At 46.0% G+C, this 14,333-nt stretch carries 12 protein-coding genes and 2 pseudogenes; 3 read left to right on the top strand and 11 right to left on the bottom strand.

What is annotated here, in order from left to right; genetic code table 11:
- Positions 1-51: 51 nt before the first annotated feature.
- Complete coding sequence (locus ASL14_RS18330) at positions 52-990, bottom strand: YhcN/YlaJ family sporulation lipoprotein (protein ID WP_134912948.1); 939 nt, start codon at positions 988-990, stop codon at positions 52-54.
- A gap of 193 nt (positions 991-1,183) precedes the next feature.
- On the opposite strand from ASL14_RS18330, the pseudogene ASL14_RS18325 reads away from it, so the two are divergent.
- Positions 1,184-2,757: pseudogene (locus ASL14_RS18325) on the top strand (esterase/lipase family protein).
- Between the two features lie 118 nt (positions 2,758-2,875).
- Here the strand turns inward: ASL14_RS18325 and ASL14_RS18320 are convergent.
- The 3 genes from ASL14_RS18320 to ASL14_RS18310 form a co-directional block, all read right to left on the bottom strand.
- On the bottom strand, positions 2,876-3,532 hold the full coding sequence (locus tag ASL14_RS18320) for a hypothetical protein (RefSeq protein WP_134912947.1): 657 nt from the start codon (positions 3,530-3,532) through the stop codon (positions 2,876-2,878).
- 77 nt (positions 3,533-3,609) lie between these two features.
- The gene (locus tag ASL14_RS28830; RefSeq protein WP_237171583.1) at positions 3,610-3,750 is read right to left on the bottom strand and encodes a hypothetical protein; all 141 of its coding nucleotides are present in this window, start codon (positions 3,748-3,750) and stop codon (positions 3,610-3,612) included.
- 23 nt (positions 3,751-3,773) lie between these two features.
- Complete coding sequence (locus ASL14_RS18310) at positions 3,774-4,136, bottom strand: sigma-70 family RNA polymerase sigma factor (protein WP_134914571.1); 363 nt, start codon at positions 4,134-4,136, stop codon at positions 3,774-3,776.
- 250 nt (positions 4,137-4,386) lie between these two features.
- Here ASL14_RS18310 and ASL14_RS18305 point away from each other — a divergent pair, with 250 nt between their 5' ends.
- Positions 4,387-4,524 carry a hypothetical protein gene (locus ASL14_RS18305; protein WP_223264025.1) on the top strand — a complete coding sequence of 46 codons (138 nt, stop codon included), beginning with the start codon at positions 4,387-4,389 and terminating at the stop codon, positions 4,522-4,524.
- Between the two features lie 74 nt (positions 4,525-4,598).
- Here ASL14_RS18305 and ASL14_RS18300 read toward each other — a convergent pair whose 3' ends face one another.
- The 4 genes from ASL14_RS18300 to ASL14_RS18285 are packed head-to-tail and all read right to left on the bottom strand — an operon-like array spanning position 4,599 to position 8,798.
- On the bottom strand, positions 4,599-5,540 hold the full coding sequence (locus ASL14_RS18300) for a DUF4340 domain-containing protein (protein WP_134912945.1): 942 nt from the start codon (positions 5,538-5,540) through the stop codon (positions 4,599-4,601).
- On the bottom strand, positions 5,537-6,928 hold the full coding sequence (locus tag ASL14_RS18295; protein ID WP_134912944.1) for a GldG family protein: 1,392 nt from the start codon (positions 6,926-6,928) through the stop codon (positions 5,537-5,539). The genes ASL14_RS18300 and ASL14_RS18295 overlap by 4 nt, the downstream gene beginning before the upstream one ends.
- A gap of 5 nt (positions 6,929-6,933) precedes the next feature.
- Positions 6,934-7,656: an ABC transporter permease gene (locus tag ASL14_RS18290; RefSeq protein WP_134912943.1), complete on the bottom strand. Its 723-nt coding sequence runs from the start codon at positions 7,654-7,656 to the stop codon at positions 6,934-6,936.
- Positions 7,653-8,798, bottom strand: coding sequence for an ABC transporter ATP-binding protein (locus ASL14_RS18285; RefSeq protein WP_134912942.1), 1,146 nt, complete (start codon positions 8,796-8,798; stop codon positions 7,653-7,655). The genes ASL14_RS18290 and ASL14_RS18285 overlap by 4 nt, the downstream gene beginning before the upstream one ends.
- Positions 8,799-9,463: 665 nt before the next feature.
- On the opposite strand from ASL14_RS18285, the pseudogene ASL14_RS18280 reads away from it, so the two are divergent.
- A pseudogene (locus ASL14_RS18280) lies at positions 9,464-10,542 on the top strand (glycosyltransferase family 4 protein).
- A gap of 91 nt (positions 10,543-10,633) precedes the next feature.
- On the opposite strand, the gene ASL14_RS27445 reads toward ASL14_RS18280, so the two are convergent.
- The 3 genes from ASL14_RS27445 to ASL14_RS18270 form a co-directional block, all read right to left on the bottom strand.
- Entirely contained in the window at positions 10,634-10,804 is a 171-nt protein-coding gene (locus ASL14_RS27445) for a hypothetical protein (protein ID WP_189338172.1), read from the bottom strand.
- A 255-nt stretch (positions 10,805-11,059) separates the two neighbouring features.
- Entirely contained in the window at positions 11,060-12,910 is a 1,851-nt protein-coding gene (locus ASL14_RS18275; RefSeq protein ID WP_134914570.1) for a beta-glucoside-specific PTS transporter subunit IIABC, read from the bottom strand.
- Positions 12,911-13,033: 123 nt separating this feature from the next.
- Complete coding sequence (locus tag ASL14_RS18270) at positions 13,034-14,314, bottom strand: glycoside hydrolase family 140 protein (RefSeq protein WP_134912941.1); 1,281 nt, start codon at positions 14,312-14,314, stop codon at positions 13,034-13,036.
- Positions 14,315-14,333 lie beyond the last annotated feature (19 nt).

Here is a 14,333-nt window from a genome sequence, read left to right as displayed (position 1 = left end):
TCCGCCGAGATGGATAGCTCTTTTTTTGGCATTACACACATATGTGGTGAATTAGCGATGATTCAGAGGTGCAGGGGTATGATTTTGTGGACGAGTTGGTGCCGTTGTTGATCCTTCTGTTGGACGGTTTGTATCTGCCGCAGAGGTCGGGAATACACGTTCAATCACATCCACCATTTCATTGCTCAAGCCTCTGATCGGACGACCATTTTGCACACTGCGCGAAAAGTCAGTGGTTTGTTTGATAAAGTCCGGGTTAGCCGATACATACACCTGTTCAATCGAAGGTGCAAATTGCTTAACTTTGTTAGCAATACGGCTCTTGACTTCATCACTTGGTTCGTATGCAGTTCTTGCTCCCTCGATTGTGGTATTAGTGTTATCTGTACGATTGTTGTCCGTCAAGCCACGCAACATACCGTACGAGCCTGTACCCATCGTACCGAACAAACCATCATCACGACGCGCAGGTGTTCCATTCCCGGTAACACCATTGTCAGTCATTCCCGGCGTTGTAGTATCTGTAGTACGGTTCCCTCTAGTACCATTAACACCATTCACACTCGGTACATTCCTGTTACGCTCAGTACCGTTGACGCTCGGAGTACCGACACCTGTTCCGTTTCCTTGATCATTCAAGGAAACCGCTACATAGGCATTACGTTCACCAACCAGTACCGTCGCTGATTTTACATCTGGCAGCTCAGATATGCGATTGGATAGGGAACGATCTACACGCAGATTACCGACACGGTTTCCATTTCCGTTGGCATTTCCGTTGGCATTTTCATTCAGCCGCATTCCGTCCATACCATTGGACTTGACCCCGAAACGGTTCATACCATCCATCTGTGTGTTCTGTGCATTGTAACGGGTATTGTTCGTGCGGACGTTACGATTATCTGCTTCCCCACATCCAGTCAAAGCAGCCATGCTGGCGAGTAAAGCAGCAGAAATCGTAAAACTGATGACCTTCTTAGTTACTGGCATGAACTCATCCTCCATACATATAAAATGTGTGACGTGAATAGGATGCGCTATGATTCTCAGGGCTATGCTGACTAAAAAATGACTAAAAAATAAAATTTTAATGTAAATATGAAATACAATTGATGATTTACCACAAGATGGCATGTATAATAAGCTTGAAAAATACTTTATTTTACAAAGGAGGATTTTCAGTTTGAAAAAGATCACCGTTTTGATGCTCATTTTTTTGTTATCCGTCACTCTTGTCCCCGTCGGCGCTTTTGCAGGCTCCACTACACCCCAATCCCCGAAAGATCCTGGAGGAAGCTGGGCAGAAGGCCCACCACCTAATCGCGTTGATCCTGCCAAGCCCGCACTATTATTTGTACATGGTTTGAACAGCAGCGCGGAAGTCTGGAAGAATAATAACGACATGCTTCAGCGCGCACGTGACGCCGGATACCAGACGGCCACCGTTAATCTGTACGATGCAAATGGCACATCACAGGATATGTGGGACAATGGAAAGCTTCTAGCCGACAAAATTAAGGTCATTAGTAATCACTTTGGAAAAAAACTCATCATCATTGCCCACAGCAAAGGTGGAGTGGATACTCAAACCGCTCTTGCATATAACGGAGCCGCTCCCTATGTACAACGTGTGATCACCCTCAGCAGTCCCCATCATGGCTCACAACTTGCAGATCTCGCATACAGTAGCTGGGCCGGGTGGCTGGCAGATATTATTGGCTCACAAAATCCCGGCACCTCTACTTTACAAACCTCTTATATGAAGTATTACCGATCCAAGACCGATGCACTCAGCAACGCAACTACAATCCCATTCTTCACGTTTGCTGGTGATAACTGGTCCGACGGCAGCGCTTCCTACATACTGGGCGGACTTTACCTCTCATCCTTTGGCAAGAATGATGGACTAGTCACAGTCGACAATGCCAAGCTTCCCGGTGGACGTGTAGTTAAAGTCGGACCCTGGGATCATGCCAAAGTTCGTACCGGATCTTACGTCTTCTCCCTGATCCAACCTTACCTCCAAGCGAATACTCCAGCATTGAATCAGGAATCTGAGGCACTTTCAGCATCTTCCTTGACTGCCTCTGCATTACAATCCACCTATAGCGATATCGACAATTCCTACTTTATCCGAGGCGGCGACTATAACGGTAAAGCCTCAGAAACCCTTACCGTTGAAAATGGCGTCAAATCCATTGATTTGGACTGGATCAGCGATAAACGTGTAAGTAGACTTGAGCTGTCCAAGCCTGACGGTACCAGCGAGATCGTTAATCTGAAAGCAGGTTATGATGACGAAATTTTTGCTGGTGCCTGGCATCATAACGCCGTCATTAAAATCCAAAACCGGGTATCTATAAACTGAACGCCACGATTCCTGATAAAGGAGCGTATCTTCTGATCGCTCGCTACCATGCTGCTCAGGTGCCTGAACTAAAATACAAGCTCAATGCCGTAGGTCCGAAGCTGAATCTGGAGCCACAGAATTCCCCTGACAGCGTTACGCAAGTCACCTATCAGGTGCAATACTACGGTGACCCACAGCAAGGAATGACTCCTGCGACCAAAGGTCTGACGGTACAGCAAAAAACCGTTAATCCCACCGGACAAATCGAGCTGTCCAAAGCGGACAAGCCCGGCATCTATTCCGTAACCTATGAAATTAACGGCACCACAGAGGCAGGATATCCGTATCGCCGCACAGCTGTTCAATCCGTCTATATTGATGCTGACGGAAATAAGTATGTTGATTAAATAAATCTACAACCTAAAAAGCCTGCGAAACACCCATTATAGTTTGGGCGTTCGCAGGCTTCTTCATTATTGCAAAACATCTTGATAGAGGAAATACTTTGTAATCCATTCGTTGTGTTCAATCTGATGTCTGATTCCTCAGCTTATTAAGCCAATAGTAGCGGTGTAGCTCCATAATAAAATGAAAAAGAACAAATGCCAGCATGGAGTATACACTCATCAATACTGTGGCAACTAATTGTTGTGTAGCAAATCCGATGGAAAGATTGGCTATCAGATAACCGGCCCCAGTAAATGTGGTAATAGTTACTACAGACTCTCGCTTGTTTTTTTTCTTGACTTTTGGTTTTTTCTTATTTGAAGGATCTTTGAATTTCGCCAAATCATATTTTATATAGTAATACAAGGCGACTCCATAAACGGCAAAAGAACCTATAAAATACCATGGAGTATCCAGACCCAACATGCCATAAGCAAACTTTTGTGTCATGATCATGAAGCCAATAGAACAAACCAAACCAAATACACCACGGAATAAAATGTAATTCAACTGCAATTTGCGTGGCATTATAACCAGTACAAGGGCCCAAATGTTTATCAGAACAATCGGTGGCATCAGTACATAAACGTAAACTGCAATGTAGGGATTTCCCACTAAGGGGATAATCAAAAACAGATCTAACAGTAATAAAACAAGAATGATGACATTGGAACGAATACTGTTGACTGGATACATCTTCATATTTTTTTCAAAAGAAGCCCTGTTATCACTCATAAACTTATAAGCCCTCCGTTAAATAAGTTAAACCTACCGATAAGGATAGACAAGGCTATATCCATTGTCCACTTTTTCTATTGATCTGTCTTTAACTCTTGCCGCAGTTCTTCTATAAAATCAGCCACGATACTTTGAACGGCATCCTCACGGGACATGCGGATATACCGGCTGGTTTTCTGAATATCTTCCTTGAACAAATGAAGTATCCTGCTCATAGCTTCCTGATCTCCGCCTCGTGCTAATTGGAGCAGTTTGATGAACTCAGCATCTGAGATAATTGATTCAGCATTTTCTTTTTCCATTTATTCACCGCCTGTTGGGATAGCTTCAGTTCTCTTGCAATCTGTGCTTCGGTTTTGTCTAGTATGTAAAGGTCAAAGATGATGGCTTTTCCGATCTCAGATGGTAGAGAGTTAATGAGCTGTAGAGTGTACATTTTAGAGTTTGCAGAGTCTGTAAAAGATGGAGTAGCGACGGCTTCGTTCTTTTCCATAACAAATTCATGATTCATTTGTACCCGAGCACGATACTGAATTCTCCATGCAATGCGGTACAGCTTTTTACGATATTGTTCAACCAATGTTAGCTGAGATTGATTCATCATAAACCACCCTTTCTCTTTGGATTTGGCTTTTCGAAATCCTCGTATTATAGGGTAATTTGAGAACATATTTTACAACCAGAACAGAACACTTGTTCTTATTTATTATACTATTTTTTGATCTGGTTGTATACGGTTCTTTTTATTTACCTTCCTTTATATATGGCTAAAAAGGAGGGAAACCATTGCAGATGGATGATGCTCTTTCTATCATAACCAACTAGGCTTTCCGGCAGGTCTTTGCTTTATTTTGTTGCGGCACATCCTGCACACCATGGAAGAAAAACTGGATAAGCTGGATCTCTCGCTTCATGAGCTGATTGAGGTCATCAAGGAATTAAACGATGGGAACCGGCATTCTTCCAAAAGCGGCAAGCCTGACGAGTAACGAACACAAAAAAGCTCCAATCGACGATGATCCGCCGATGGAGCCTCTTTGCCGTACATTACTATTTCTAACGTTTATTTTCCAGTTTGAGCCTGGTCATGTCCAGCTTGTTCAATACGCTCCACGTCTGATGCCGACAGCCCATACGCCCAGTTGCTTTGCGGTGGCACAACCCATACAGTATCCGGGTCACCGTTTACCGTCCAGCCCTGATACACCAACTGTGGATTGTCCTGCTTGCCCAGCGATACGCTCAACGTAAAGCGATGAACAGGTTTGTTCAGTTCGGATGCTTTGCGCAAAGACTGGCTGCTGGCCAGATTCTTGATTTGCTGTGATAAGGAAGTCCCCACATCACTGGTTACCGACTTTCCATTCAGCGTCCAAGCTGTGGAAGAGCTTTCCACCGTTCCTCCGTCACCGGAAGACTTGAGCATCCAGGAGGCTGACTGACCTTCCCACTCCAGTCCGCTCAGCTTGTCATCATCCCAGTCGAACGGCGTCGTATCCGTAAAATCGGCTGCACCCAGTAGCAACCCGGAAAGAGCGTCCATAGGTACAGAAGCCACTTCTTTTTTATCTGACAGCACATAGACAGCATCACCGGAAGGCAGCGTTTCACCAAAAGCAAAAGTATGCTCGCTTCCATCCTTGGTCTTGATCTGAATTTGGTTGTTGGTAGCGCTGATTCCGTATTTGGCTACGTCTTTTGGAGAAGATTCCACCACCTCACCAAGCTTCACGTTTTGAATAGCGGCTAACCAATTATCAATCATATAGCCGTTTAACGGATAAGACTGAGGCTTGCTCATGCTCCATTTGCCATCATGTTGGGTAAGTTCGACCGACTTGCCTTCCTTCCCTGTTATAGCAAAAGACGTAATATTCCCCTGCGTAAGCTGAACCAACTGGCGAGCTGCAGGAGCTTGTTCACGAAAAAAGTTTTGGCTCTTGGCATAGACTATACCCGCTCCCAATACAACTAACAGCAGCACTGTGGGTATCCATTTTCTCATGCTCTTCTTCGCCTCCACCATAATAAGATTCCGGCTGCCGCGAACAACAACGGCAATCCGATCACGGATAGGGTCAATATAGTCTTCGCTTGCGCAGGAGTCAAATAAACCACCTTATAATCCTGCTCCTGACGAGGACGAATGGTAAGCCCGTCAGATTGTTCCTGTACATAATTCAGACTGTTCAGGACAAAATCCCGATTGCCTCCCGTGCTGATCTCGGTGTCGCTCAGAAGGGCCGACGTTCCGAGAATAATTGCTTTAGGCTTGCCGTCCTTGCCATCTACCGCGTAACCCAGATCAAGCGGCCCCTGCGGGTCCTTGTCATCCTTCTGTGTTTCGTTGTTCAGCAGCCCTTGAATATTCGTTTCGCCATAGCTGGCTGCAGAAGATTTGAGCAAGGCCGTAGTCTTCCAATTCTTCTGCTCCCCTGCTTGCAGAGCAATGGACAGCGAAAGCACCGGGTACAGATTGGACGCAGCCAGCTTATCCGTAATCGCATGACTGCCAAAGGTGGGCACTGTAAACAGAGGTCCAAGCGTATTCGTCTGCTCCTGATCCACCACGATCGCATGTGTATCCTTCACACCGTAATCAGCCGCCAGTGCGTCAAGATTTTTCCAGTCCGATTGCATGTTCGGATGAAAGCCCAACGCCAGAAAAAGCTTTCCACCACCACTCAAGTAGGTGCGAATGCTTTTCAGCTCCGTCGCTCTGATATCCCGTTGCGGCCCAACAATAGCCAGCACCGATGCATCTTTAGGCACGCTACCCGCCTGATTGAGCTGCACTTCTTCTGTTTTCACATTATCCTGCGCCAGTGAATTGCTCAATCCGGTCATTTGGGACAAAGGGATCTCCTCATGTCCGGTTAGGAACACAGCTTTTCCCTGGCGGGTAGACGATAGCCCCAGCAGTCCGCTGGTCAGCTTTTCTTCCCCGGTAAACTGGTACGCCCCCTCGCTACTTCCCTGTGCCTGTGAAAACAGACTACCTATATCAATAACACGTTTTTTCTCACCCTGAACCAGCACGATGGATGCTTCGGTGACACCGTATTCCTTGGCCAGCAGCGGCTCCTGATTCAGATCATATTGCTCGACCTTGAGCTTGCTGTTACGCTTGGCGTATTCCCTCAGCATATCCGTAACGTCCCGGTTCAGCTTTTGATTTTGCGAAGTCGATACGGTAAAAGCAATCAGACGCACGTCTCCCTTCACTCCCTGAATGGCCGTTAATGTCTGATCAGACAACGTATACTGTTTGCCTGCCGTCAAATCTAGCTGAAAGCCTCCCAGCGAACGCAGAAACAACGTCAGCAAAATAAAAATACCTACAGCAGCAACCGACAATACCACACTGTTAGTATGACCCAGCCATTTTTTCATGTTCATCACCTCCACCGTTTCCGTTCGACCACCTGAATGCTGAATAACAAAAAGAGCGCCGCCACCGTCACGTAATACAGCACATCGGCTCCGTTCAGCAATCCTTTGGTGAAGCTGTCAAACCGTGCGGTTAGTGAAAAAGGCTCCAGCCATTGCTGCAATGCCGCAGACGCGCCTGTTTGTCCACCAAACGAATCCAGCATCCAAAATACAAGCAAAATAATAAAGCTGACGACCGCAGACATCATCTGGTGCTGCGAAAGCGTCGAAGCGAACAGACCAATGGCCATCATGGCTGCACCCAGCATAAACAGACCGATTGCGGATGTAAATACGAGTGTCCAGTCCAGCGACCCGTAAAAGGACATCACGACCGGATACGCCAGGCTGCACAGCACCAAAATCAGCAACATGCCCAGCGACGCCAAAAATTTACCCACAATCATTTCCGTCACACTCACAGGCGAGGTAAGTAACAGCTCATCCGTACCCTGCCTGAATTCCTCCGCAACCAGCCTCATCGTGAGCAGTGGGACGACGAACACCAGCATGGACAGCGTGTCACCGAGTACCAGCCGATAATCCAGGATGCTTGGCTGATACATGACAAAATTCGTGTAAAAGAGCAGCCCCGTCAGCAGCATGTACACCGCAAGCGCAAAATACGTTGTCGGCGTCCATAGATAGGCTTGCAGCTCCTTTTGACAGACCGCGAACAAGCGCCTCATGGCCGCTCACCTCCTGTGCCCTTGTCTTGCCCGGCTTTGTTGTTGCCGGACGCAGCTTCTTGGCTGTCCTCAGCAACACCTGCGGAAATTTCATTTTCCGTCGAATGCTGGACTTGTTCCACTACATTCACTTGATCGGCCTGACCTGCTTTTGATTCGCGAGTCGTTAACTGCTGGAATATATTTTCCAAGCTGAGGCTTTCTTTTTTCAACTCTAAAATCGGAAGCTTCGCACCAGACAGCACATAAAAAAGCTCCTCACGGAAATCCTCACTGGAAGCGCCTGTCAGTAAGCATCCGGTCAAATCTTCCTCAGTTGCAGTCTGCTTCGTGTTAGCTTGAGACAGGCCAGATGTTAATAGCTCCACCTCTACTTTCCCCCAACCGCGAAGAACGTTCAGCACCTGCTCACGGCTGCCTTTGATCTCTACTTTTACCTTAAATCCGTCTTCCATCGAACCGCCGAGCTCCTCAGGCCGTCCATCCAGCACCAACTCACCCTCATGGATGATAAGAACCCGATTACACAAGGCGTCCACCTCGGGTAAAATATGTGTGCTGAGCAGCACCGTATGATTTTCTCCAATCTCCTGAATGAGCTGGCGAATTTCGAGAATCTGATTCGGGTCCAAACCTGAGGTCGGCTCATCCAGCACCAGCAAATCCGGGTTATGAATAATCGCCCCCGCCAGTCCCAAACGCTGCTTATACCCTTTGGAAAAACTGCGTACCAGTTGCTTTTCACGCCCGTTCAGCCCAAGCCGGGAAATCATCTCGGAAATGCGCAGCTTTTGTTCTCTCGCAGGCACATCTCGAATGCTTGCCACAAACTTTAAATAGGATCGAACGGACATATCTCCATACAGAGGGGGCGTTTCCGGCAAATAACCGATTTTGGAACGAGCCTGTCTGCCCTGCTCCTGAATCGGGATGCCATCAATCGTAATCACTCCCTCATTCGGCTGGAGATACCCTGTAATCATGCGCATCGTCGTCGTTTTGCCTGCACCATTAGGCCCCAGAAACCCAACAATCTCGCCACGCTGCATTTCAAAATCCAGCTTATGTACGCCCCGGTTGCCCTCATACCACTTGCTCACCTGCTGCACCTTGAGCACACGCTTCACCCTTTCTTTTATCATATTGCAAAATCATAGTCTTTCACTGTAACTACCCATTCGTCCCAACATCTCTATTCCCTTTTCCCATATCAAAAATGATGCATTAAATAAGCTGAACTTAAAAGTTACATGTAGCGCCACTACGCAGACAGATGGTGCTTCCCATCGCCACCGCCCCCGTATTTCTTGAATTGAACCTATGAGTAGGGTAGAAATCCGGGGACAAAAGCGACCGCTTCGCTTGTACAGCACCATTCCGTCTACTCCGTTTTTCATGTGAATTTTTCTAGTTCAGCTTATATAGAAGCAGGTAGAAGCGTAGCGGAGGATTTGAAGCTGGAGAAGCGATAGCGCTCGCCTTTGCCGTGGGATTCTTACCTTCTCATGTCTTATATAATCAAAGAGAATCCCACGGCAACACTTTTAAACTCTAATGTTAATCCCACACATATAACTCCAGCTTAAAGTCACTTAAATATAAGCTTAAAATAATATGTCTAAAATGTGAACGAATGATTGTGCTTTTACACTCGTTAACTTGTACGGTTCGCCCTAACATTCATTTGCATCCCCGCTTCAGCCACAATTATATGCTGATTCAATCCAGGCCTCCATAGATACCCACACCCCGTCCTTTTGCTGGAATACCTTGATAATAGGAAGCTTTCGATTGGCCGAAGGGGGTTATTGAGATCAAAGTTCTATTTACCTTTTATATACCCAGCGGCGGCGTGGAAACCTTGAACCGCCAACGCTGCAAGGTGCTTAGCCAGAATGGGATTGAATGCCATCTTCTCTACTATCAGCAGGGTACGGGGATGCAAAACTTGCATGGAGATATTCCCGTGTTTATGACTTCTTCCGAGGGAGATATTTCTAGTCTGATACACACTCACCGTTACGATGCCATCGTCGTCTCGTCGGATTACCAGATGCTCGCAAAACTGCGCATTTTGGGCTATCAGGGTGTCCTAATCTATGAATCACAGGGCTTCGGTCCGCATGTGGAGGCTGCATTGGTAGTAGGCGAAGCCACACCGTTACTTCAAAGATACGCCAATGCAGTACTACTACCCACCACTACGCATCTGGTCGAACTATTTTCCAGCATGTGTCCGTGGCTTAAGCGTTACGTGTTTCCAAACGTACTGGATACCAGCGTATTTAATTATGTACCTAACACTCCTCCGATCAATCCGGTCATTGCATGGGTTGGGCGACTGGAGCCGAACAAAAACTGGAGGCATTTTATCGATATCTCTTACTGGATGCTGCAAAACCGCCCAGATCTTCGCATCTGGATGTTCTATGATAATACCCTTTCGCAGCCAGAGGATCAGGTACACTTCGAGAGCATGGTTACACAGCTTGGCTTGTCCTCCATTGTAGAACGTTTCAACAACGTGCCTCATGCCAAAATGCCTCTGTATTACTCCATGATTGGCGATTCAGGCGGGTATCTGTTGTCCACTTCGCTGGTAGAGGGTTTTGGGTACGCCGTAGCTGAGGCCATGGCTTGCCGCTGCCCGTACTCAGCTCTGATTCTGACGGGGTGCGAACCTTCATCGACCACAACGTAACGGGTAAATTTTATACGCAAGGAAATATCTCGCAGGCGGTATTGGAGGGACTGGATCTGATGAACAACGTGCCACAACGCGAATCCATTCGCCAGAAGGGGCTGACAAGGATCGTCGACCTGTTAGCACCGGATAAATATGTGCAATCCTTCCGGCAAATGATGAATGCGCTGGGCGTGAGGTAATTTATTATTTTAGCGAATGTCCGAAAAAGTCACCTTCCATGTTGCCGTCTGTACTCCATCAGAAGTTGCCGTAATGCATCCGTTGACCGCTTCAAACACCACTTCCACCACCACGGGTACGGGGTGCCTGGGGAATCGCAATAAACTCTGTACCTTCGAGTTTACCCGGTGCTTCGTATATCCGCCATTCAATCTGGCTCCAGTTCATATCCGCTGTACTTTGAGCCAGTGGAATGTGCGGTACAGCGGCCCCTTCTCTCACAAGCAGGACAATCGGGATACGAGACGTAAAAACGTCTCCCGCTCAAATATTTTCTCGCCCGGAGATAATGAAAAGCTGGCCGCAATCTGCCTGTTCAGATCATAAACAGACCGGACGTGGCAAAACGGCGCAGGTCTCCAAGGCGATACAGAAACCATTATCCTAAAAAAATAACTGACGACAACCCGTGTTATCTAACACACCGGTCATCGTCAGCTTCACGAATTTCCTTTTTTAGCACTTTATATTTGGCAACTATCTAATATTTAATAACGAATCTCCAGCATGGATATCCTTTTTCCCTTCAACGATGATATCCGTGTACACGGCTGAGTTGGTTACAATGATGGATGTGGTGAGATCATATCCTTCACCTGCTATAGCCTCGGGATCAAATTCAACCAGCTTGTCTCCTTTTTGAATGGCATCCCCTTCAGAGACAAAAGAAGTGAAATGTTTTCCCTTCAGGCTTACTGTATTAATTCCAATGTGAATGAGCAGTTCAACACCATCCTCAGAAATAAGCCCGATTGCATGTTTTGTTTTGAAAACGGTAACAACAGTTCCGTTAAAAGGTGCGTAGGCTACCCCATCTTTCGCAATAATAGCAGCCCCCTGACCCATCGCACCACTTGAGAAAGCTTCATCATTTACAGCGGTTAAAGGAATCAATTCACCGTTTAGAGGACTGAATACCACTTTGTCCTCCTCTTTGCTTTCATCTGCAACCTTAATCTCAGGCGCAGGTTTAGCATTTTTATAGCCGAAAAGATAGGTCAGGATAAATGCGAGTACAAAAGCCACAACCAAAGATATGATAAAGCCGATGAAACCTGCATCTATGCCTTTTGGATTAATGAACAGAGGAATACCAAAAATGCCGCCGGAGGCAAAACCATATGCCGTTGATCCCAGTAAACCTGCCGTGGCTCCCCCTATACCTGCGGCAATGGAAGCTAAAATAAACGGCTTTTTGGCAGGTAGCGTAACCCCGTAAATAGCTGGTTCCGTAACCCCCATCAAGCCTGCAATCGTCGCGGAAGTCGCAATCGGCTTTAATTTAGGGTCACGTGATTTCAAAGCGATAGCAAAGGCCGCACCTGTTTGTGCAAAAGTAGTACAGAACAGCATTCCGTTAATGGGATCAAACCCGTTCGTAACTACATTATTCAGGAGAATTGGAATGAATGCCCAATGCAGACCAAAGATAATAATGGCCTGCCAAAACCCGGCCAGAACGAGACCAGCTACAGCTGGACTTAACTGGTAAATCCACATAGAGCCTTTGGCTAACCCATCGCTGATTATAGTTGATATCGGTCCGACAACCAGAAAAACAATCGGTGATATGATGACCAAGGTCAGCAAAGGCACAATGAACATTTTAATGGAGGCAGGTGCATACTTACTTATCATTTTTTCGACCTTAGCTGCCAAGAACGCTCCAATAATGATAGGTATAACAGAAGAAGTATAATTAATCAGAACGACAGGTATGGTCAAAAAGGACAGCGCCGTTTTATCCGTAAAGGCGGAAGTCATGGTCGGATACACCAAGGCGGCCCCCAAAACAGCAGACAGGTACGGGTTTCCTCCAAATTTTTTACCTGCTGAAAACCCTAGAATAATCGGAAAGAAATAAAACATAGCGTCTGCTGTCGCATATAAAATTTTATATGTGCCCATCTGATCCGTCATCCAGCCCAGGGATGTGCATAAGGCCAGCAGTCCTTTTAGAATCCCTACAGCGGCGAGCACACCAACAACGGGCATAAACACGCCTGAGATCACATCGACAAATCGGCTGAATAAACTGGATTTCTCATTGTTTTGCTCTTCTTGACTCGCTTGATCCGGCTTTACTCCCATCGTCTCCAAAAGAGCTTCGTATACTTTAGGGACCTCATTACCAATGACCACCTGAAATTGTCCGCCGCTTTCTACGACAGTAATGACGCCATCAATCTGCTTGATTTGTTCCTTATCAGGTAATTGATTATCCTTCAATTTAAACCTCAATCGGGTTACACAGTGAATTACACTGTTTACATTTTCGTTTCCTCCCACTGCACTCAACACGTCGCTAGCTGTTTTTTTGTAATCCAACATGTTCACTCCTTCTTGGATGCGCTCTCTATTTTCTTTTTGCAATAGCAGCGACAATTATGACGCTTATACCGCCTGCAAGCTTACCCACGATCATAGCTGCCATCATGTTCGTCTTTTGTTTTATTTTGTCCCGATGATCACGACGTCATTTTCAAAACTATGCATTTCCATGACGGATTGATCATCCTGAACGTACACCTCCGTTTGTGCAAATCGTTTCTCCGCTAAATCAATCGTTGTAAACTTGTAATCCTGCACATTGATGCTTAACCGCACCTTTGTGTTAACCGGAATATACAAAACTACGGTATTCTCGTTTCCGGCGGCTCTAATCTCTTCTGTCTTATTTAGAACAATATCCAGCGGCCTAATGCCAACAAGCTTATACATTTCAAACAGATATTTAATAAATGAATAATCCCATGCACCTTCAAAACGTAATGCTGTTCTCCAATCATAGGGACTATCAAAGCCTTCCCCTTCTACGATGCCGAATTTCTTCCCTTTTTTATGCCAGCTCCAAATTCCGTGCGCTCCGTATGTTACTCCTGCTCCCCCACCTGCAAGGAGACTCTGCCATGCTGCTTTTCTGGCATCCAATGCAGTATATCTGCCATACACATTACGGCTATAACTGATCTGTTCATAGCATGGTTCCCCATTAATGACTGGCCGTATTTCCGATTTATGATAAAAATGCTGGGCAATCTCATGAGATACATATTGAAATTGTGAATTATGCCCGGATTGATACATATAAAATCCTAGTCCATTGTGTTTTTCAAAAACTTCTGGGATTTCTTTCAATCTTCCTTGAATGTGGAGAGTAGTTAAGCTTTCCGGGCTTACTTGTTGTACAATTTCCAGTGCCTTTAAATAGTAGGCGTTGGCACGTTCTGTCGGAAAATCGGTATCCCCGCTGATCAGAAAAATAGGATCAAATTGGGAAAATCGACTTACTGCATACGTTACATAGCTTTCAATACATTCAAACGGCATTTTATTGTCCTTCTGAAACATATCAGCCCATGTATCCGGTACATAGTTACACCACAGAAGGACCAAAGCTGGAATAAATCCGCGCTCCACAGCCATCTTAATCATGACTTCTGCCCGATCAAAATAAGCTTCGTTTAATGTATGGTAGTCAAAATCTCCATTCTCCATTAAAGCAAACGGCTGAAGGTTCAAGTCCGATTCACTAGCATCCCATTGTCGGAGCATGTTAATTTGCAACACATTGAAGCCCTGCATCTTCCGATAGTCAAGGTAATCGCTCCACTCCTCCAACGTCGCGTTGGTAAATACGCTCCAAACCGTATCTGCCAAATAAAAAAAGGGGTTTCCCTCTTTTGTAAAACTTCTTTGATCTTCAGCAATGTTTAATCTCAAATGAATCACCTTTCCTTCCTTGCTGCAT

It is taken from the genome of Paenibacillus sp. IHB B 3084, from assembly GCF_001447315.1.
Classification (GTDB): Bacteria; Bacillota; Bacilli; order Paenibacillales; family Paenibacillaceae; genus Paenibacillus.
Note: the sequence above shows the minus strand (reverse complement) of the source record. Positions and strands in the feature narration are given on the sequence as shown.